Here is an 18,584-nt window from a genome sequence, read left to right as displayed (position 1 = left end):
GTGAATGCACCAGCCAGGCACCTCGTCCCTCCTGAAGGGCGCGGTGCGGGAGTTGGCTGCCGGCGTGGCCTCCGCTCTGAGCAGCGGGGGCCACCGCCCGGTCTCCGGGGACCCGTCCCCGGCCACCGGGGCCGACGGCTTCGCACCGGCCGCCGTCCGGGTCCTGGGAGCCGACTTCCTGCTGCCGCACCTCCTCTTCGGCACCCGCCCGGGCGAGCCGGAACTCGCCCTGTTCCGGCAGGCCGTGGACACCTACCCGCCGCGCGCCGACGCCGCGCCCACCGTGGTGTGGAGCCACTGGGCGATGACCCGGACCCTGCACCGGCTGACGGGCTCCGGCCCGGCCGGCCCCGAACCCGGCACCGGCTGGCTCGACGTCGCCGACTGGCGGACCCTGACCCACCAACTGGCGGTCCTCGCCCCGCTCGCGCTGCCCGGCGAGGAGTGCGCCGTGGCCCGTGCGGCCCGGCAGCGCCCCCTCGACCTCGCCCGCGGCTTCGTCCGCGCGGTCCGCCGCCGGGACTGGCTCCAGGCGGCCGGCGCGGGACGCTGGCTGACCCTGCTGGACGGCGTCCCCGACACCCTCGGCCTGGCCTCCGGGCTGGACTTCGTGGAACTGATGGCCGACGGCGACCCGCAGGTCGACCTCCAGGTACGGGCGGCCCGGCGGCTGCGGGCCGGAGCGCTCGTGTGAGCGCCGCTGCCGTCCGGGAAGCGGCCCGGGGCGTACGGGACGTGGCGGAGTCGGCACTGGACTGGGCAGCCGCGCACCGCGACACCTTCACCCTCGGCGACGACGCCCTCGCCGCGTCCGGCGAGGTCAACCGCACCTGGAAACCGCTCGGCGAACTCGCCCAGGTGTGCGCCACCGTGACCCGGCGCACCGCCCCCGCCGACCCGCTGCACACCCGCGCCCGCGCCCTGCTGGCCCACGCCTGGCGGCAGACCGGGCAGGGCGGCCTCTTCCTCGCCCTGCAACGGCGGGAGCCCTTCGCGACGTACCCGCTGGAGGTCTACGCCGCCTTCGCCGCGGCCGGGCTGCGCCACCGGGACTACGAGACGGCCGCCGCCACGGTGGCCCGCACCCGGGGCTGGCGGCGCACCGAGCAGGACCCGACCCGCCGGCTCGGTGTCCTCGCGGCCGAACGGCACAGCGGCATCACCCGGCCCGGGCCGGCCGACGCCGTACGGGACGCCACCTGGCTCGGCGGCCTGCCCGAACCGTGGACCTTCGAGGCACCCTCCGGCTACGCGCTCACCCACGTCGTCTTCCACCTCACCGACTGGGGCCGCGCCGGACCGGACGGCGTCCCCGCCCGCCTCGCGGAGTACCTGACGCAGTGGCTGCCGCCCTGGCTGGACACCTGCCTGGACGCCGGCCTGTGGGACCTCGGCTGCGAACTCCTCGCCGTCGCGGCGAGCGTGCCCGGCCTCCTCGACCCGGCCGGGTTCCAGGAGGCGTGGCAGCGGCTCGCGGCGGCCCGGCACCCCTCGGGCGCGCTGCCCGAGACGGCCGCGGCCCCCGACGACGACTTCGCCCACTGCTACCACTCCACGCTGATGGCCGCGTTCGCCGCGACCCTCACCCACGTACACCTCGGCGCACAAGGAGCGCTCGGATGACCGACACGCGCCTGACGCACACCGTCGGGGCCCGCGCCCTGGAATGGCTGTGGGCCCACCGGGACGGCTTCCGGCTGGAGCCCGACGTCGACCCGGAGGTGGGCTTCCTCCAGCGGTTCCAGCCCATCGGCGAACTGGCCCTGATCTGCAAGGTGCTCTTCCGCGAGGGCGTGGCCGGCTCCCGGCAGGAGCGGCTGGCCCACCGGCTCCTCGACCACGCCTGGCGCGAGACCCTGGACGGCGGCCGCATGCTGGTGCGCGGCCAGCGCACCGAACCGATCTCCTCCATCCCCTTCGAGGTGTACCTGCCCTTCAAGGAACTCGGCTACAGCCAGCCCGAGCTGGAGCGGGCCGTCGTCCTCAACCACCGCCTGGACGGCTGGCGGTCCTTCGAGCGGACGCCCACCCGCAGGCTGGGCCTGGCCGCCTTCCAGCGCCGCTTCGGCCTGACCCCCCACCCGCCCGAGGCGGAGGCCCTGACCGGCACCTGGCTGGCCCGCACCCCCGAACCCTGGACGGTCGAGGGACACATCGCCTACGACATCACCCACGCGGTGTTCCACCTCACCGACTGGGGCGAGAACCCCGCCGGGCTGCCGCCCCGCGTCGCCGGCTACCTCACCGCCTGGCTGCCGGTCTGGATCGACGACTGGCTCGACCTGGAGCGCTGGGACCTGCTCGGCGAACTCCTCGTCGTCGACGCCTGCCTGCCCGAACCCACCCTCGACCAGCGGGCCTGGGAGGCGTTCGCCGCCGCCCAGCAGCCCGACGGCGCCATGCCCGCGATCCGCGAGATGCCCGAGGGCGACCCGGACGAGGTGTTCGACATCGTCTACCACCCGACGCTGGTCGCCGCCTTCGCCTCCGCCCTGGCGACCTCACGCTCCCTCACCGCCCTCGCGCACAGCGCCTCATGACCGCCCCCGCCGCGTTCTGGCCGGACGCCCCCCTCGACGACCCCGCCCCGGCCCCCGCCCCGGCCGGCGACCGCGGCCTCGCCGAACGGCTGGCCGCCGCCGTCGAGGCGTGCGACGCGCCCGACGCCGTCTTCGCGCTCTCCCGGCACGGCCGCCGCACCGTCCGCGCCGGCGGCACCGCACCGCCCCCCGACGTCCCCCGCGAGGACCTGCGCTACGAGACCGGGTCGGCCACCAAGACGTTCACCGGGCTGCTGCTGGCCCACCTGATCCGCGAAGGCCGGCTCACCGGCGGCGAACCGGCCGCCGCCTGCCTGGACCCCGGCCGGCCCGCGGAACCCGACCCGGTGACCCTCGCCCACCTGATCACGCACACCGCGGGACTGCCCGTCCTGCCGCCCGGTTTCCGCACCCGGGCGCTGCCGGCCTGGCGCACCAACCCTTACGGCCGCTACCCCGCCGACCGGGTCGTCGACGCCTTCCTGCGCCACCACCCCCGGCACCGCCCCGGGACGCGCTGGCGCTACTCCAACTTCGGCGTCGCCGTACTGGGCCACGCCCTCGCCGAGGCCACCGGCCGAAGCTGGGACGACCTGCTCACCGGACACGTCCTGCGCCCGCTCGGCCTGGCCGGCACCGGCCTCGCCCCCGAGGGCCCCGCCACCGACGCCGTCGGCCGCGCCAAGGACGGCCGCACCCCCCTGCCCCCCTTCGACGCCGGCGGCTTCCGGGCGGCGGGCGCCGTCCGCGCCACCCCGCACGACCTGCTCACCTTCCTGGAGGCCCACCTCGACCCGGACGGCTCCCCGCTCGCCGGGGCGCTGCGGGCGGTGCGGGTGCCCGTACTGCGCCGCGGCCGGGGCCACCGCCATGTGCACACGGTGGCGTGGTTCCGGCACCCCGTAGACGGCGGGCCCCTGTACTTCCACAGCGGCGCGACCCTCGGCCAGCAGGCGTTCCTGGGCTTCCGGCCGGACACCGGCACCGCCCTGGCCGCCGTCTGCACCCGCCGCTTCCGCGCCCGCGACCCGTTCGTCGCCACCGCCTACGCCCTGCTCGCCGACAGCTGACGGCGCCCGGCCCGGGAACGCTCCCCGCGCCGGGCGCCGCCGGTGCCGTCCGCCCGTCAGGTCCGCTGCCACAGTGCCGGGGTGCCCTCCGGCGACCAGGCGACCTGCGCCTGGTGGTCCTGCAGACACGTGTACCGCACCCGCCCGTAGGCGACCGTGGCCCCGGCCTCGTAGACCCGGCCGGACCGCCATCCGTCGGCCGCCCCCTCGTCCGCCGGCGCGGGCAGGGTGGTCTGGATCGCCTGCGTCTTCAGGGTGAGGCCGTACTCCTTGAGGACGGGGTTGACCGGCTGGTAGAAGGTCGTCCCGCCGTTGGCGCAGTCGCCCGAGCCGCCCGAGGTGATGCCCTGCGCCTGGACGCCCGCGACGAACGGTCCGCCGGAGTCGCCGGGTTCGGCGCACACCGTGGTCTGGGTGAGACCGTCGACGGTGCCCTGCGGGTAGGTGACGCTGGCGTCGTGCTGCTCGATGGTGCCGCAGTGCCAGCCGGTGGTGGAGCCCGAGCGGCACACCGCCGCCCCGACCAGCGCCTGGACGGAGCCGGCCACCTGCACCGTCCGGCCGTCGCCGGCCTTCACATCGGGGGTCGGGGTCCAGTTGTCGTTGACGCCGACCCAGGACATGTCCTTGCCGGGGAACGTGGACGCCTTGAACTCGCCCTGCGCGCTCTGGTCGGCGCCGGTGGTCTTCGCGCCCGGCTTGCCGCAGTGCCCGGCCGACGTGAAGCCGTGCTCCTGGCCCTTGGTGACGGAGAAGGCGATGGAACAGCGCGCCTTGTCGTCGATGAAGTACGCCTCGCCGCCCACCAGGTCCGCCAGCACCCGCGGCCGGTTCTCCGAGATCCGTACGCCCACGTCCTGGGCCTTCACCCCGGCGGCCCGCACGAAGTCCGCGGCGGCCTGCTTGCCGGTGGCCTGGACGACGACCCGGTTGGCCGGCACGTCGACGTACCAGACCGGCGTGTCGGCGGTGCCCACCCGCCGGGCGGCGGTGTCCAGCCGTTCCTTGACGGCCCGCAGGTCGGCCAGGGTCCGCTTGACCACCGTGGCCTCCGCGCCCTGGGCCCGGATGACGGCCACCCGCGAGGCGTCGGTGGTGGCGACGGTGAGCCGGGCCGAGGTCGTGCCGCTCACCCAGGCACCGGCGAAGTGCGTGCCCAGGGTGGTGCGGAGCCGGCCGGCGCGGGTGCCCGCCTCCGCCTCGTTGACCAGCCGGGCCGTCGCCTGGCCCGCCGTCAGTCCCAGGTCGCGTTCGAGGGCGCGCAGCACCTGGGCCGACGGCCGGTCGGCGCCGAGCGTCTGGGCGGCGGTGGGCAGTGGGCCCGGCGCGGGCGGCGGCCCGGCCGACGCGGCCGAGGGGACGGCGGTCAGGACGAGGGCGCCGAGCGCGGTGAGCGCGGCGCGGCGGCGGCCCGTGACGTGTCTGCCGACCATGCGATGTGCCTCCTGAAGCGTTCCGGAGAAGGGTGAGGAAATGAAAGGGCGAGGAAGCGAAGGGGTGGAAGGGAGGAAGCGAAGGGGTGGGGAGGTGCTAGCCCTAGCCGGATTCGCCCCCGGTGATGCCCGACGGGCGCGTGGTTCGCGCTTTGGGGGACGCTCACGGGTGCCAAGTGCAGTACCCGGGCCCGGCCGGCGGCTCAGGCCGGTTCCAGCCCCGGCGCGCCCGCCTCGGTGACGAAGGACGCGGCGGTGGTCAGCGCGGCGCCCGGCCGGGTGACGGCGGAGACGGTCTTGAAGTCGACCCGGGCGGCCTGCCGGCCGAGCTCCACCCGGGCGAAGCCCCGCTTGCCGTTGTAGAACCGCAGATGCGGGTTGGCCTTCATGTACGTGTCCCAGTTGTCGGGCTTCTCCGCGCCGTCCTTGCCGCTGGCGATCGAGGTGCAGGTCAGCTCGGTGCCCAGGGTCCTGGAGTCCGGGTCGTCGAAGTTCTCCTTGATGTCGAAGGCGTAGGCGACGTGCACGTCGCCGGTGAGCACCAGCCAGTTGTCGACCCCGGCCGCCTTGGCGCCGGCGACGATCCGGTTGCGGGAGGCGCGGTAGCCGTCCCAGGCGTCCATGGACATCCGGGCCTCGGCGGTCAGGTCGAACTTGCGCTGGGAGAACGTGACCTGCTGCGGCATCACGTTCCACAGCGCGCCGGAGGACTTCCAGCCGTCCAGCAGCCACCGCTCCTGCGCGGCGCCGGTGATGGTGCGCGCCGGGTCGTCGGACTCGGCGCCGGGCGCGTGCGGCCGGTCGTCGTAGGCCTGGTCGGAGCGGTACTGGCGGGTGTCGAGGATGTCGAACTGGGCGAGCGTGCCCCAGTGCAGCCGCCGGTACAGCTGGGCGTCGGGGCCCTGGGGGAGCTGGGCGGAGCGCAGCGGCTGGTTCTCCCAGTAGGCGCGGTAGGCGGCGGCCCGGCGGACCAGGAACTCCGACTGCGGGACGTCGTTCTCGGGGACGGCCCCCGCGTAGTTGTTCTCCGTCTCGTGGTCGTCCCAGGCGACGACGAACGGGTGGGCGGCGTGCGCCGCCTGGAGGTCCTTGTCGCTCTTGTACAGCGCGTACCGCAGCCGGTAGTCCGCGAGGGTCATCGTCTCCCGGTCGAACACGTCGGGCAGGGTGACGTCGGTGTACCGGCGCTCGCCGCCCGCCGCGTTCACCGCGTACTCGTAGAGGTAGTCGCCGAGGTGGAACACCACGTCGACGTCGTCTTCGGCGAGGTGCCTGTGCACCGTGTAGTAACCGTCCTGGTAGGCCTGGCAGGCGACGGCGGCCAGCCGGAGGGAGGCCGCGGCGGTGTCCGCGGCGGGCGCGGTGCGGGTGCGGCCGGCGGGGCTGATGAACCCGCCGGTCCGGAACCGGTAGTAGTACACGGTGGCGGGGTCCAGGCCCTGGACCTCGACGTGCAGGCTGTGGCCGTACTCCGGGTACGCCGTCGCCGTGCCCGTCCGTACGCGGACGGCGAAGGACTCGTCCAGGGCCACCTCCCACTCCACCGCCACGCGCTGTTCCCCCAGTCCGCCGTCGGCCGCGAACGGCTCCGGCGCCAGCCGCGTCCACAGCAGCACCGAGTCGGGCAGCGGGTCACCGGAGGCGACGCCGAGGGTGAAGGGGTCGTCGGTGAGACGGGCGGCGCCCCGTCCGGGTGCGGCGGCGGCGCCGCGGGCCGGCAGGTTGGTGGAGAAGGCGAGCGCCGCGGCGGCCGCGGTGACGGTGAGGAAGCGCCGGCGGCCGAGGTAGCGGACGGCGGCGCCCAGCACGGCGTCGTGCGGGGAGAAGGCATGCGCGGCCAGTGCTCTGGGACGGCCCGGGAACGCCATCTGGGGTCCTCTCGTAGGGAGCGGCGGACCCTGCATGCTAAGCAGACAAAAAACGCGAAAACGGCGTAAACGGGCGAGGTGTGGGGGCTGATCACACAGGAGGCGGTACGCGCGTGTGTCCGCGGTCCGCCGGGGGCACCCGGACGGGGACGAGGAAGGCGGTGAGCGTGCCGGTGCCCAGGGCGAGGCGGTACGACGTGGCGGCCTCGGGCCGCTGGTGGGACGAGGAGGACAACCGCTGGCTGCCGGCCGGCGAGGTGCACGCGTGGGAACAGGGTCTGAACCAGACGGTGTGCGGTCTGTCCCTGCACCGGTCGCAGCTGTCCCGTTTTCCCTCGGTCACCTGGGCCGACGTGCTGCCGGAGTCCGGTGGCGCGGCCGACGAGGTGCGCCGGGTGTGTCCGCGCTGCGCGGCCGCGGCGGGCCGCCGCGGGGCGGGTGCCCGCCCCGGCTGGCGGCGGACGAACCCGCGGCCGTGAAGGAGCCTACGCGGGCAGCGGCGCGCGGCTGACGCGGATCTTCGACTGGCCGTGCGGGCGGGTCTCCCAGTCCGCCATGAACCGGGCGTGCAGCCCGTGCCGCCGGGCCAGTTCCAGCAGTGTGTCGGTGCGGTAGTAGAAGTCCTCCCGCAGCACCTGGTGCTCGGTGCCCTCGGTCCGGTCGAAGGTGAAGTCGAAGAACCCGGTGCCGGTCAGCACCCGGCCGACGTGGGCGAGGCATTCCTCGATGACGTCGAGCGGCGAGTGCGAGAAGACGCTGTGCGCGTGCACGACGTCGAAGTGGCCGTCGGGCAGGAAGTCCAGGGTGAGGTCGCCGGTGATGGTCAGGTGCGGCAGCTTGTCCTGGAGTCCGCGCTCGGCGAGGGTCTCCTTGGCGGCGATCAGGATGTCGGGGGAGATGTCGATGCCGTAGTAGTGACCGGTGTCGAGGTGGTCGATGAAGCGCCAGCCGCCGCGCAGGTTGCCGCAGCCTATGTCCAGCATCCGGTGGCCGGGCCGCAGCCCGTGTTCGACCAGGTAGTCGTACTGCATCTGCCCGAGCGCCAGCCAGCGGTCGTGGGTGCGGCTGCCGACGGCGGCCTCGGGGTCGCGGCGGGTGTCGGAGGCCATCACGGCGCGGTAGTAGCCGATGTGGTCGGGGTGCTTGAGCCGCAGCCAGGTGTCGCGTCCGGCGCGGCGGAGGTAGGGGCCGACGCGGCCGGGGTGGCGCAGGGCGTAGGCGGCCTTGTGGGTGAGCGCGGCGCGGTTGCTGCGCAGCTTCCTGGCGTCCTTGGGCATGACGGAGGGGCCTTTCACGTGCGGGAGGAGAAGGCAGGGCAGGGAAGGGAAGGGGCGGGGCGCGCCGGGTCAGAGGCGGCGGCGCAGCAGCACCGTGACGGCGGTGAGCGCGAGCGCGAGAACGCCGAACAGGGCGGTGTCGTACCACTGGAAGGCCCAGTAGTCACCGGCCGGGTTGGCCTCGTAGAAGCGGGCGACGTACCCGTGCCGCGTCATGCATTCCTTCAGCTCGGCGCCCGACGGGTAGGGGCAGCTGAGCACGGAGTCGCGGTGGCCGGAGGCGGTGATCAGGCCGTAGTTCCCGGTGGACCACTTCTCGCCCATGGGCGGCTTGGGCGCGGTGCCCCGGCTGACGTAGGTGTGCGGCGGGACGAGGAGGCGGGTGTGGTGCAGCCACTGCGTCAGGAGCGTCGCCGCGGCCGTCACCGACAGGGTCCAGGCCATCGCGGACAGGACGCGGCGGGTCAGCAGTCCGGCAAGGGTGCCGGTGGCCAGGCCGAACAGGGCGGCGGCGACGGCGGACGGTCCGGAGCCGCTCAGCGCGGTCGTCTCGTACCAGAACAGGCCGTAGCTGTGGTCGGCGGCCGGCTCCCACCACCAGTGGAACAGCCAGACCAGGACGCCGGAGAGGGTCACCGTGGACAGCGCGGCGAGGGCGAGGCGGGCGGTGAACCACTGGGCGCGGCCGACGCCCTGGGCGAGGACCATGCGGTGGGTGCCCAGTTCGCGGTCGCGGCCCAGCAGCGGCGCGCCCCAGAACATGCCGATCAGCACCGGCAGCGCGATGTTGAGCGCGCCGAGGAACTGGAGCGGTGCGACGTCCAGGAACAGCGGCAGTCCGTCGCCGGGGCGGGTGCAGTACAGCGGGCCCGGGTCGCAGTGGTCGAACGCGCCGCCGGCCAGGGCGTCCACCATGCCGGAGCGGTAGTGGACGGCGAGCGCGGCGGCGACGGCCAGGACGAGTCCGCCGCAGGCGACCAGCAGCCGCTGCTGGCGCCAGGCCAGCCACAACGAGCCCTTCACGCCGCCTCCTCCGTCCGGCCGGCCGGCTCCTCGGAGCCGGTGCGCAGGTGGCCGAGCAGGATCTCCTCCAGGCCCGGCCGCTCGACGTGCCAGTCACCGTCGAGCGGGCCGCGCGGCCGCAGCAGGGCGGTGAGCTGCCGGCCGTGCGCGCGACGGTGCACCACGTCGTGGCCGGCCAGCGCGGGCGCCCCGTCGAGGTGCCCGGTGACCAGCAGATGGTCCTCGCGGAGCGTGTCCGCGTCCTCGCTCAGTCCGATCCGCCCGTCCCGCAGCAGCACCACCCAGTCGCAGGTCTCCTCCAGTTCGGGCAGCACGTGCGAGGAGAGCACGATGGTCAGCTCCCGCTCGGCCGCCTCCGCCATCAGCGTGGCCATCACCTCGCCGCGCACCACGGGGTCCAGATCGGCGAGGGGCTCGTCCAGCAGCAGCAGTTCGGGCCGCTTGCCGAGGGCGAGGGCGAGCGCCACACGGGTGCGCTGACCCGGCGACAGTTCGCCCACGCGGGCGTCGCCGGCGATGTGCCCGTCGCGCACGACCCGTTCGGCGACGGACCGGTCCCAGACGGAGTTGAGACGGGCGCCCAGGCGCAGCGTGTCCGCCACGGTGAAACGCGGGTAGAGCGGCTTGTCCTGGGTGACCAGGGCGACCCGGGCGCGTGCCTCGGCCGTCCCGGGGGCGGTGCCCAGGACCCGTATCTCCCCTTCGGTGGGGCGCAGCAGCCTGCCGGCCAGATGCAGCAGTGTGCTCTTGCCCGCGCCGTTGCGCCCCACCAGCGCGGTGATACGGCCCCGGTCCACCGCGAACCCGCAGTCCGCCAGCGCCCGGCCGCCGCGTGCCCGGTACCGGAAACCGAGTCCGGTCACGCGCAGTGCGGCGGGCTCGTCAGGCCCGGTCATGTGTCCTCCTGGTTGTGCTGTTCCTCGTAGGTGTCCAGAGCCGCCGTCACCAACGCCAGTACGTCGTCCCGTTCGAGCCCCGCCGCCCTGGCCCGGCCGACCCACTCGGCGAGTTCCGCGCGCAGGGGCGAGTCGTCCTCCGCGCCCGGCCGCGCCAGCGACCGTGTCACGAAGGTGCCGAGGCCGCGCCGGGACCGGACCAGGCCGGCCTGCTCCAGGTCGCGGTAGGCCCGGAAGACGGTGTTCGGGTTGATGGCGGTGGCGGCGACGACCTCTTTGGCCGTCGGCAGCTTGTCCCCGACCCGCAGCACACCCATCCGCAGTGCCTGTTCGGTCTGCCGAACGATCTGCACATAGGCCGGGATGCCGCTCTGCCGGTCGATCCGGTACTCGACCACGTCACCTTCCATGCTTTCATTAATTCATTAGTACAAGCATGATCGGGGAGTACGTGGATGTCAAACACCGCCGCCGGTACGGGCCCGTGGAGACGAGCGGCACTCGTCCTGGCCGTCGTCCTGACCGCCGCGGCCGTCGCCCAGCAGCTCCTGCTGGTGGCCGGCGGAGGCGGCCTGCTGCCCGGACGGCAGCCGTGGCCCTTCCTGCTGGGCGCGGCCCCGGCCTGGTGGGCGGCCCGCGCCCGGTGGAGCCGGACGGAGACACCCCGCGCCTGGACCCTCGCCGTCCGCCTGCTGCGCCGCGTCCCCGGACCGGCGTACGCGGCGGGTGTCCTGCTGACGGCCGCCGGCGTGTGGGCCGTGCTCCAGGACCACGAGCCCTACCTCGGTCACGAGGAGGCCGTGTACGCCAACAAGGCCCGCTCCTGGGCCGACGGCACGCCCGCCGCGGGCTGGGGCCCCTACCGCCCGGTCGGCCTGCCCGCCCTGGGCCGGCTGGCCCTCGCCGTCCACGACGGTGTCGGCGCGCTGCGCGCGGTCGCGCTGCTGCTGACCCTGTTCACCCTCGCCGTCGTCCACTTGGTCGCCGCCCGCTGGACCACCCCGCGCCGGGGCGCGCTGGTGGCGCTGCTGGTCCTCGGCGGGCTCGGATTCCTGCGCCGTACACCGGAGTTCCTCAACGACATCGGCGCCACCGGCCTGCTCCTGCTGGTCGTCGCCCTGCTGGTCCGCGTACAGGAGCGCCCGCGCTCCCGCTGGACCCCGCCGGCCACGGCCCTCGTCGCGCTCGCCGCGTTCTACCTGCGCTACGGCAGTCTCGGCAACCTCCTGGCGATCGCCCTGGCCGCGCTCTTCGCGTACGGCCCGCGCGCCTGGCTCGCCCGGGGCCGCGGGCTCGCCCTCGCGGCCGGGGTGTTCGCCGCGGGCCTGCTCCCGCACCTCGTCCACGCCGAGCGGGTCACCGGCTCCCCCCTCGGCCTGATCCTGTGGGCGACCTCGCAGGCCAACCGCTCCTACGTCGGCGACGGCCTCGTCTACTACGCGGCGATCCTCCCGTACCGCCTGGCCGGTGACCTGGGCGCCGTGGTCATGGCGGGCGGCCTGCTGCTCGCGGTGTCGGCCCTGCGCGGCCGGCGTGACCAGGGGGACCTCCTGGCCGCGCGCCGGGTGTTCCTCGGGACGACGGCCGTGCTGGTCCTCGTCGTCCTCGGCCTGGTCACCGACGGCGAGCCCCGCTTCGTCTACCTGCCGGTCGTGCTGCTCACCCTGCTCGGTGTCGAGGCGCTCCCGCGCGGCACCGGCCGCTGGGGCGCCCCGCTGCTCGCGGCGGCCGGCGCGCTCGCCGCGCTGACCGTCCTCGGCACCACCCAGGTCGTGGCACACGGCGCGATGCCCGGTCCCACCGCCCAGGCCCGGTCCACGGTCCCCGTCGCCGAACGGCTCGCCGCCGCCCGCACCGGCCGCCCCTGCCTCCTGGTCACCGGCTACGAACCCGAGGTGGGCTGGTACTCCGGCTGCGACGCGGTCACCTACGCCCAGTACCGCCGCCTCACCCCGCCCCCGGGCACCACGGTCCGGCTGCTCTGGTTCACCCACGGGCGTCTCCAGCCCGACCAGGCCGCCCTGCCGCCCGGCCACCGCACCACGATCCCGACCGGCGGCCCGCTGGGCACCGCCACCGTGATCACCCTGCCGCCGCCCCGGTGAGGAGGCGGGACGTCACCCGGATGGCGCACCCCGCTTGACGGGCGGACGATGGAGGAGTGGGGCGGGTCCCCGCCGGTGTCATCCGTGGGCAGCGCGGGCCAGCCGGAGGCCGGCCCCGGCCGCGTGAACGCGGCCGGAAAGGAGGAGCGTCATGCTGGAGATCAAGACGCTCGACAAGCCCGATGAACGACGCGATTTCCCCCGGGGGCACATCGAGGCCGTCCACATGACCGGACTCGACTTCGCCGTCGCCACCTTCGAACCGGGCTGGCGCTGGTCGGAGTCGGTGGCCCCGCTCGCGGGCACCGAGAGCTGCATGATCCACCACAACGGCTACGTGCTCCAGGGACGCATGCGCCTGCGCATGGACGACGGCGCCGAGAGCGAGGTGGGCCCCGGCGACGTCTTCGTCTGCCCGCCCGGACACGACGCCTGGGTCGTGGGGGACGAGCAGGTCGTCGTCCATGACTTCGCCGGCGGCATGGCCCAGGAGTACGCCAAGGCGGACTGACGGGCCCTGGGCGCACACCGGCGGCGTACGGGACTGCGGCAGGCGGTCGGCGCGGGCGCTGACCCCGACCGCCTGCCGCGCACGGTGCGGCCCCGTACCTCACGCCGCCTCGGCGGCCGCCGCCACCGCCGGGACGCGCAGCACCCGGCGGGCCGTCGCCAGGCTCGTCCCCAGCGTCACGGCCGCCGCCACCGCCGTCACCGCCGGCCAGGTGCCCCAGAACGCGTCCGGCAGCACCGCGTCGGTGCGGACCACCGTGAACGGGACGATCCCGGCCAGGGCCGCCGCCGTGCCGAACACCACGCCCGTCACGGTGAGCAGCGCCCCCTCCACCGCGACCGTGCCGAGCACCTGCCCGGGCGCCGCGCCCGCAAGCCGCTGCTGCCCGAACTCGCGGGAGCGGTAGGCCGTCGCCGCGTAGAGCGAGTTGACCAGCAGCACGCAGACGAACACCGCGATGATGCCGACCACCGTGAAGTTGAGCGTCTCCAGGTTCTTGGCGTCGACCGACTTCACCCGGCCCGACGCCGCGACGGCGTCGCTCTCCACGGCCTGCAGGGTGAGCGTCGCCGTGGACACCGCCGTGAACAGGATCAGGGACATCAGGATGCCGGCCAGGTCACCGGCGCGCTCCCGCAGATTGCGCACCGCCAGCCAGCCGCTCGCCCCGCCCAGCGGCAGCCGCGCCGTCACCACCGTCAGCAGCCGTGCCGCCAGCAGCGCGAAACCGACCGACAGCAGGATCGCCCCGTAGGCGGCCGGTGCCATCAGCGCCTCGTCCGTCGCGGAGAAGGCGAGCGTCGAGCAGGTGCTCGCCGCCCCGGCCACCAGCGCGCCGTACGCGAGCGACCGCCGTGCCCCGGCCCGCCGCCCGCCCGGCCGGGTCACCCGCCGCACGGCGAGGAGCGCGGCGCCCGCGGCCGCGAGCGGGGTCACGGTCACCCCGGACACCAGGGCGACCGGGCCGAAGGAGTACTCCACCGACTCCGCCACCTGCCCGCTGTCCTGGAACACCCCGAGCAGCGCCCGCCCGCCGAGCATCGCCGGCCCGGTCGCCAGTACCGCCCCCGCCAGGGCGACGGCCACCGCCTCGCCCACCACCATCCGGCGCAGCTGCGCCGGGGTCGCCCCCGAGCAGCGCAGCAGTTCCAGTTCGGCGGTGCGCCCGCGCGCATTGACCGTCAGTGTCGAGGCGATGGCGAAGAACACCAGGAGCGTGCCGTAGCCGCCCACCACTCCCGCCGACAGACCGAGGGTCTCGGCGCTCACCGCGTCGACGCCGTCGCCCGCCGCCGTGTCGTGCAGCGAGTTGAACGTCATGACGACCCCCGCGCCCAGGAAGGCGGACAGCAGTGTCGCCAGGAACCGTCCCGGCCGGTGCCGGACCGACCGCGCCGCCAGGCCGCCCATGGTGAGTGTCCCCACGGCTCACACCCCCGCCGGCACATCGTCGCCCAGGTGCGCCAGCCGCTCGGCCACCGCGTCCGGCGTCGGTGCCCGCATCCCTCCGGCCACCCGGCCGTCGGCGAGGAACACCACCGCGTCGGCGTACGACGCGGCCACCGGGTCGTGCGTCACCATCACCACCGTCCGCCCGTGCACCCGCACCGCGTCCTGGAGCAGCCGCAGCACCTGCCGCGCGCTGCGCGTGTCCAGCGCGCCCGTCGGCTCGTCCGCGAAGATCACCCGGGGCTCGGTGACCAGCGCCCGCGCGATCGCCACCCGCTGCCGCTGACCGCCGGAGAGCTGGTGGGGCCGGTGCCCGAGCCGGTCGCCGAGCCCGACCGAGGTGAGCACCTCCCGGGCCCGCCGCCGGTCCACGCGCCGCCCGGCCAGCTTCAGCGGCAGCACCGTGTTCTGCGCGACGGTCAGCGTCTCCAGCAGGTTGTACTGCTGGAACACGAACCCCACCCGCCCGCGCCGGAACCGTGTCAGCTCCGTCTCCGTGCCGCCCGTCAGCTCCGTGCCGTCCACGCACACGATCCCGGTGTCCGGCCGGTCCAGCCCCGCCGCGCACTGCAACAGCGTCGACTTGCCCGACCCGGACGGCCCCATCACCGCGGTGAACGTGCCCTGCTCCAGGCCCAGCGTCACCCCGTCCAGCGCCGTCACCGCACCGTCGCCGGTGCCGTACGTCTTGCTGACCTTCACCAGCCGCAAAGCCTCACGGGACATCGTCATCCCCCTCCCCGCCGGCACACCCTGTGCCTCACCGACGACGCTACGAGCGCGGCGGTCCGGACACAGTGGGGGCGGGGCCCGTATCGGGGGGTGTACCCAGTGACACCTGTGGACCGGTTCGGACAGGATGACGGCCATGACCGACGGAACAGCCTGGCTCGCCGTCCCCCAGCCCGCCGGCTCGGGCGGCCACAGCATCGTGATGTCCCGCGAACTCGCCTCCGGCGAACTGGTGTCGAGGATCACCGCCGCGGTGCGGGACCCGGGGCGCACGGCGCGGGCCATCGGCAGCCTGTCCGCCGCCCAGGTCCACGACCTGCTGGAGGGCCTGTACGGGCAGGCGCGCGACGGGCTCGCCCTGCGCCACGGGGAGGCGGGGGAGTGGTCCTTCGCCTGTGCCTACGGCGGCTGGTACGGCGCGTTCGACGACCTCGCCGCGCTCTCCCGCGAGGGCGCCCATGTCTTCGTACTGGACCACGACCCGGACAACTACCGGAAGGCACCGGGGTTCGCGTACGGGCACGACGGCCGGCCCATGTGCTCCCTCAACCTCTACCTGGACGGCTCGTGGGCCTCCTGGCCGCCCGTCGGCGACCCGGAGACCGTCGCCCGGGTGCGGGAGGCGCTGGCCGCCGCCGGGCTGCCCGACCCCACGCGTGATCCCCGCACCGTGCACCGGGACTGCCTCCAGGTACTGGAGAAGTGCTTCGGTCTCTCGCTGCCCCGGCGGGAGATCAGCCGGCGGGTCCTGCCCACGGTGCTGCTCACGCGGACGTGACCAGCACCACCTCCAGCGTGCGCGGCCCGTGCACCCCCTCCACCCGGTCCAGCTCGATGTCGCTGGTCGCCGACGGACCGGAGATCCAGGTCAACGGGCGGGCGGGGTCGAGTCGTTCGAGGCCCTGGGGCACGGAGGAGACGACCTGGTCCGGGACCCGGACGACACAGATGTGGTGGTCCGGCACGAGGGTGATGCGACGGCGGCCCTGGTCGGGCGAGCCGTCCAGCACGAGGGTGCCGGTCTCGGCGATGGCGACCGCGCACCCCGTCACCACGCTGTCGACCCGGTCGAGGTCGGGCGCGCTGCCCTCGGCCCGGTCCGGGACCCGGGTGACGTCCGTGTCCGCGAGCCACGCCCCGTCCAGCCCCGGCGGCACGACCACCGACGCCGATCCGCGCGCGGCCAGCACCCCGGCGATCACCGACGGCAGTTCGGCGTCCGCGCACCGGTGCACGACCGCCCGGTAGTCCGCCAGGTTCTCCGCGAGCAGCTCCACCGTCTGAGCGACGCTCCGGGCGCCGTGCTCGCGCAGATAGCCCCGCGCGTAAGCCGTCTCCTCCTCCGGTACGTCCGCCAGTGCGCGCCGCACCCGGCCCAGGATCCGTTCCCTGCTGCTCACTTGGCCCCGCCCTTCTCGCCGCCGTGCGTGCGCTGCCACCAGTCCCGGAACGGCTCCGCCGGCACCGCCGGCAGATCCCGGCCCCCGGTCCACGCCCGGCCCGGACCGGGCAGCGCGCGCGGATGGAAACGGCGGGTGCGCGACGCCAGCCGCTGCCCGGCGCGCAGCGCGCCCGGATGGCTGAACGCCCACCGCGCGGCCCGCATCGCCGCCCGCTCGGCGGCGTGTCCCTTGGCCGGTCTCAGGACGACCTTGTTGCCCTCGCGGACCGCGGGACCGCCCCGCACCACCCGTTCCCGCAGGTGCACCAGCACCTCGGGGATGTCGATGGCGACCGGGCACACCTCGTAGCAGGCCCCGCACAGCGAGGAGGCGTACGGCAGGGAGGCGTCGATCTCGCTGCCGGTGCCCCGCAGCTGGGGGCTGAGGATGGCGCCGATCGGGCCCGGGTACACCGACCCGTAGGCGTGGCCGCCGGCCCGCTCGTACACCGGGCAGACGTTCAGGCAGGCCGAGCAGCGGATGCAGCGCAGAGCCTGGCGGCCGACCTCGTCGGCGAGGGTGTCGGTGCGGCCGTTGTCGAGGAGCACCAGGTGGAAGGTGCTCGGGCCGTCGCCGTCCGTGGTGCCGGTCCAGGTCGAGGTGTACGGGTTCATCCGCTCGGCGGTGGAGGAGCGGGGCAGGGTCTGGAGGAAGACCTCCAGGTCCTGCCAGGCCGGCAGGATCTTCTCGATGCCGACCACCGAGATCAGCGTCTCCGGCAGGGTCAGGCACATCCGGCCGTTGCCCTCGGACTCCACGACGACCAGGGTGCCGGTCTCGGCGATCATGAAGTTGGCGCCGGAGATCCCGACCTTGGCGCGCAGGAACTTCTCCCGCAGGTGCAGCCGGGCCGCCTCCGCCAGTTCGGCGGGGGTGTCGGTCAGGCCCTCGGGGGCCGGGCGGCCCCACTCGCTCATCTCCCGCTCGAAGATCTCCCGGATCTCACCCCGGTTGCGGTGGATCGCCGGAACCAGGATGTGCGAGGGGCGGTCCTTGCCCAACTGCACGATCAGCTCCGCGAGATCGGTCTCGTAGGCGCGGATGCCCTCCGCTTCGAGGGCCTCGTTGAGACCGATCTCCTGCGTGGCCATCGACTTGACCTTGACGACCTCCGTCTCGCCGGTCGCCTTGACCAGACCGGCGACGATCCGGTTGGCCTCGGCGGCGTCGGCGGCCCAGTGGACGGTGCCGCCCGCCGCCGTCACCGACGCCTCCAGCTGCTCCAGGTAGCGGTCGAGGTGGCGCAGCGTGTGGTCCTTGATCCGCTTCCCGGCCTCGCGCAGCTCGGCCCAGTCCTCGACCTCGGCGACGGCCTTGGCCCGCTTGGCGCGGATGGTGTGCGTGGCGTGGCGCAGGTTGCCCCGCAGCGTCGTGTTCCGCACCGCCTCGTGCGCGGCCTCCGGGAAGGCCGGCATCCCTACGAACGTGCCGCTCATGCCGCGGGTTCCTCCTCCGTGCTCGCCAGGATCTCCGCGATGTGCACCGGCCGCATGCCGGTCCGCAGCCGGGTCATCGTGCCGCCGATGTGCATCAGACAGGAGTTGTCGGCCGCGCACAGCACCTCGGCGCCGGTCGACTCGGCGTTGCGCACCTTGTCGGTGCCCATCGCCAGCGACACGTCCGCGTTCTTCACGGCGAACGTGCCGCCGAACCCGCAGCACTCCTCCGCGCCCGGCAGTTCGACCAGGTCAAGGCCCTTCACGGCGCGCAGCAGCGTCAGCGGCCGCTCGCCGAGCCCGAGGGAGCGCAGCCCGTGACAGGTCGGGTGGTACGTCACCGTGTGCGGGTAGTACGCCCCGACGTCCGTCACGCCCAGCACGTCCACCAGGAACTCCGTCAGCTCGTACGTCTTCGGCACCACCGGCGCCAGCGTGGCCGCGAGGGTGTCCCCGCGCCCCTCGGCCCGCGCCCGCTCGCCCATCCGCGGGTACAGCTCCCGCACCATCGCCCCGCAGGACCCCGAGGGCGTCACGATCGCCTCGTACTCCTGGAAGACCTCGGAGAAGTGCCGGGCCAGCGGCTCCGCCTCGTGCCGGTAACCGGTGTTGTAGTGCGCCTGCCCGCAGCAGGTCTGCCCGGCCGGGAAGTCGACGTCGACGCCCAGCCGGGTCAGCAGTCTCACCACCGCGCGCCCGGTATCGGGATAGAGCGTGTCGTTGACGCAGGTCAGGAACAGGGCGACACGCATCGCGGCTCCTCGCTGTTGATCATCGGACGGAAAAAGGGTAGTGCGCGGGC

General features: G+C 74.5%; 18 protein-coding genes and 1 pseudogene. 8 read left to right on the top strand and 11 right to left on the bottom strand.

Annotation, left to right across the window (positions count from 1 at the left end; all coding sequences use genetic code 11):
- Positions 1-4 precede the first annotated feature (4 nt).
- The 4 genes from ACZ3IG_RS07280 to ACZ3IG_RS07265 are packed head-to-tail and all read left to right on the top strand — an operon-like array spanning position 5 to position 3,610.
- The gene (locus tag ACZ3IG_RS07280) at positions 5-694 is read left to right on the top strand and encodes a hypothetical protein (protein WP_467429805.1); all 690 of its coding nucleotides are present in this window, start codon (positions 5-7) and stop codon (positions 692-694) included.
- Positions 691-1,623 (top strand): DUF6895 family protein, encoded by a 933-nt coding sequence (locus ACZ3IG_RS07275; RefSeq protein ID WP_467429804.1) that lies wholly within the window; start codon positions 691-693, stop codon positions 1,621-1,623. Before ACZ3IG_RS07280 ends, ACZ3IG_RS07275 begins: the two co-directional genes overlap by 4 nt.
- Entirely contained in the window at positions 1,620-2,540 is a 921-nt protein-coding gene (locus ACZ3IG_RS07270) for a DUF6895 family protein (RefSeq protein WP_467429801.1), read from the top strand. The genes ACZ3IG_RS07275 and ACZ3IG_RS07270 overlap by 4 nt, the downstream gene beginning before the upstream one ends.
- A complete protein-coding gene (locus ACZ3IG_RS07265) occupies positions 2,537-3,610 on the top strand; it encodes a serine hydrolase domain-containing protein (protein WP_467429800.1) in 1,074 nt (357 codons plus the stop codon). The genes ACZ3IG_RS07270 and ACZ3IG_RS07265 overlap by 4 nt, the downstream gene beginning before the upstream one ends.
- Before the next feature lie 56 nt (positions 3,611-3,666).
- Here the strand turns inward: ACZ3IG_RS07265 and ACZ3IG_RS07260 are convergent, their stop codons facing one another.
- Both ACZ3IG_RS07260 and ACZ3IG_RS07255 read right to left on the bottom strand, forming a co-directional pair.
- Positions 3,667-5,043: an alpha-lytic protease prodomain-containing protein gene (locus ACZ3IG_RS07260; RefSeq protein WP_467429798.1), complete on the bottom strand. Its 1,377-nt coding sequence runs from the start codon at positions 5,041-5,043 to the stop codon at positions 3,667-3,669.
- A gap of 203 nt (positions 5,044-5,246) precedes the next feature.
- Positions 5,247-6,911 carry an alkaline phosphatase D family protein gene (locus ACZ3IG_RS07255; RefSeq protein WP_467429797.1) on the bottom strand — a complete coding sequence of 555 codons (1,665 nt, stop codon included), beginning with the start codon at positions 6,909-6,911 and terminating at the stop codon, positions 5,247-5,249.
- Positions 6,912-7,084: 173 nt separating this feature from the next.
- Between ACZ3IG_RS07255 and ACZ3IG_RS07250 the strand changes: the two genes are divergently transcribed.
- Positions 7,085-7,390, top strand: a complete 306-nt coding sequence (locus ACZ3IG_RS07250) for a hypothetical protein (protein WP_403535475.1) — start codon at positions 7,085-7,087, stop codon at positions 7,388-7,390.
- A 6-nt stretch (positions 7,391-7,396) separates the two neighbouring features.
- On the opposite strand, the gene ACZ3IG_RS07245 is transcribed toward ACZ3IG_RS07250, so the two are convergent.
- The 4 genes and pseudogenes from ACZ3IG_RS07245 to ACZ3IG_RS07230 form a co-directional block, all read right to left on the bottom strand.
- On the bottom strand, positions 7,397-8,188 hold the full coding sequence (locus ACZ3IG_RS07245; protein ID WP_467430541.1) for a class I SAM-dependent methyltransferase: 792 nt from the start codon (positions 8,186-8,188) through the stop codon (positions 7,397-7,399).
- Between the two features lie 69 nt (positions 8,189-8,257).
- Positions 8,258-9,211, bottom strand: coding sequence for a transporter (locus ACZ3IG_RS07240; RefSeq protein WP_467429796.1), 954 nt, complete (start codon positions 9,209-9,211; stop codon positions 8,258-8,260).
- 395 nt (positions 9,212-9,606) lie between these two features.
- A pseudogene (locus ACZ3IG_RS07235) lies at positions 9,607-10,107 on the bottom strand (ATP-binding cassette domain-containing protein); the annotation flags it as partial.
- Complete coding sequence (locus ACZ3IG_RS07230) at positions 10,104-10,517, bottom strand: GntR family transcriptional regulator (protein WP_215166100.1); 414 nt, start codon at positions 10,515-10,517, stop codon at positions 10,104-10,106. The gene ACZ3IG_RS07230 and the pseudogene ACZ3IG_RS07235, both read right to left, overlap by 4 nt.
- A 45-nt stretch (positions 10,518-10,562) precedes the next feature.
- Here ACZ3IG_RS07230 and ACZ3IG_RS07225 point away from each other — a divergent pair, with 45 nt between their 5' ends.
- Both ACZ3IG_RS07225 and ACZ3IG_RS07220 read left to right on the top strand, forming a co-directional pair.
- On the top strand, positions 10,563-12,212 hold the full coding sequence (locus ACZ3IG_RS07225; protein WP_467429794.1) for a glycosyltransferase: 1,650 nt from the start codon (positions 10,563-10,565) through the stop codon (positions 12,210-12,212).
- Between the two features lie 151 nt (positions 12,213-12,363).
- Positions 12,364-12,723 (top strand): cupin domain-containing protein, encoded by a 360-nt coding sequence (locus ACZ3IG_RS07220; RefSeq protein ID WP_467429793.1) that lies wholly within the window; start codon positions 12,364-12,366, stop codon positions 12,721-12,723.
- 99 nt (positions 12,724-12,822) lie between these two features.
- Here ACZ3IG_RS07220 and ACZ3IG_RS07215 read toward each other — a convergent pair whose 3' ends face one another.
- Both ACZ3IG_RS07215 and ACZ3IG_RS07210 read right to left on the bottom strand, forming a co-directional pair.
- Entirely contained in the window at positions 12,823-14,133 is a 1,311-nt protein-coding gene (locus ACZ3IG_RS07215; protein ID WP_467430539.1) for an FtsX-like permease family protein, read from the bottom strand.
- Between the two features lie 18 nt (positions 14,134-14,151).
- The gene (locus tag ACZ3IG_RS07210; protein ID WP_467429791.1) at positions 14,152-14,898 is read right to left on the bottom strand and encodes an ABC transporter ATP-binding protein; all 747 of its coding nucleotides are present in this window, start codon (positions 14,896-14,898) and stop codon (positions 14,152-14,154) included.
- A 142-nt stretch (positions 14,899-15,040) separates the two neighbouring features.
- Here ACZ3IG_RS07210 and ACZ3IG_RS07205 point away from each other — a divergent pair, with 142 nt between their 5' ends.
- The gene (locus ACZ3IG_RS07205) at positions 15,041-15,682 is read left to right on the top strand and encodes a hypothetical protein (RefSeq protein WP_467429789.1); all 642 of its coding nucleotides are present in this window, start codon (positions 15,041-15,043) and stop codon (positions 15,680-15,682) included.
- Here ACZ3IG_RS07205 and ACZ3IG_RS07200 read toward each other — a convergent pair.
- Genes ACZ3IG_RS07200 through ACZ3IG_RS07190 form a run of 3 tightly spaced genes read right to left on the bottom strand, consistent with a single transcriptional unit; the run spans position 15,669 to position 18,534 of the window.
- Entirely contained in the window at positions 15,669-16,304 is a 636-nt protein-coding gene (locus ACZ3IG_RS07200; RefSeq protein WP_467429786.1) for a LutC/YkgG family protein, read from the bottom strand. The two genes, ACZ3IG_RS07205 and ACZ3IG_RS07200, sit on opposite strands and share 14 nt — an antisense overlap.
- Entirely contained in the window at positions 16,301-17,782 is a 1,482-nt protein-coding gene (locus tag ACZ3IG_RS07195) for a lactate utilization protein B (RefSeq protein WP_467429784.1), read from the bottom strand. The genes ACZ3IG_RS07200 and ACZ3IG_RS07195 overlap by 4 nt, the downstream gene beginning before the upstream one ends.
- The gene (locus ACZ3IG_RS07190; RefSeq protein ID WP_467429782.1) at positions 17,779-18,534 is read right to left on the bottom strand and encodes a (Fe-S)-binding protein; all 756 of its coding nucleotides are present in this window, start codon (positions 18,532-18,534) and stop codon (positions 17,779-17,781) included. The genes ACZ3IG_RS07195 and ACZ3IG_RS07190 overlap by 4 nt, the downstream gene beginning before the upstream one ends.
- Between the last annotated feature and the right edge of the window lie 50 nt (positions 18,535-18,584).

The organism is Streptomyces sp. NPDC016677, from assembly GCF_055562815.1.
The sequence above is the reverse complement of the archived record's forward strand: the minus strand, read 5'-3'. Positions and strand labels throughout refer to the sequence as shown.

What these genes read in the sequence shown, in the direction of transcription:
- ACZ3IG_RS07280 (WP_467429805.1), top strand. Translation starts at nt 5, where the DNA reads ATGCACCAGCCAGGCACCTCGTCCCTCCTGAAGGGCGCGGTGCGGGAG.
- ACZ3IG_RS07270 (WP_467429801.1), top strand. Translation starts at nt 1,620, where the DNA reads ATGACCGACACGCGCCTGACGCACACCGTCGGGGCCCGCGCCCTGGAA.
- ACZ3IG_RS07265 (WP_467429800.1), top strand. Translation starts at nt 2,537, where the DNA reads ATGACCGCCCCCGCCGCGTTCTGGCCGGACGCCCCCCTCGACGACCCC.
- ACZ3IG_RS07260 (WP_467429798.1), bottom strand. Translation starts at nt 5,043, where the DNA reads ATGGTCGGCAGACACGTCACGGGCCGCCGCCGCGCCGCGCTCACCGCG.
- ACZ3IG_RS07255 (WP_467429797.1), bottom strand. Translation starts at nt 6,911, where the DNA reads ATGGCGTTCCCGGGCCGTCCCAGAGCACTGGCCGCGCATGCCTTCTCC.
- ACZ3IG_RS07245 (WP_467430541.1), bottom strand. Translation starts at nt 8,188, where the DNA reads ATGCCCAAGGACGCCAGGAAGCTGCGCAGCAACCGCGCCGCGCTCACC.
- ACZ3IG_RS07230 (WP_215166100.1), bottom strand. Translation starts at nt 10,517, where the DNA reads ATGGAAGGTGACGTGGTCGAGTACCGGATCGACCGGCAGAGCGGCATC.
- ACZ3IG_RS07225 (WP_467429794.1), top strand. Translation starts at nt 10,563, where the DNA reads ATGTCAAACACCGCCGCCGGTACGGGCCCGTGGAGACGAGCGGCACTC.
- ACZ3IG_RS07220 (WP_467429793.1), top strand. Translation starts at nt 12,364, where the DNA reads ATGCTGGAGATCAAGACGCTCGACAAGCCCGATGAACGACGCGATTTC.
- ACZ3IG_RS07215 (WP_467430539.1), bottom strand. Translation starts at nt 14,133, where the DNA reads ATGGGCGGCCTGGCGGCGCGGTCGGTCCGGCACCGGCCGGGACGGTTC.
- ACZ3IG_RS07210 (WP_467429791.1), bottom strand. Translation starts at nt 14,898, where the DNA reads ATGTCCCGTGAGGCTTTGCGGCTGGTGAAGGTCAGCAAGACGTACGGC.
- ACZ3IG_RS07205 (WP_467429789.1), top strand. Translation starts at nt 15,041, where the DNA reads ATGACCGACGGAACAGCCTGGCTCGCCGTCCCCCAGCCCGCCGGCTCG.
- ACZ3IG_RS07195 (WP_467429784.1), bottom strand. Translation starts at nt 17,782, where the DNA reads ATGAGCGGCACGTTCGTAGGGATGCCGGCCTTCCCGGAGGCCGCGCAC.
- ACZ3IG_RS07190 (WP_467429782.1), bottom strand. Translation starts at nt 18,534, where the DNA reads ATGCGTGTCGCCCTGTTCCTGACCTGCGTCAACGACACGCTCTATCCC.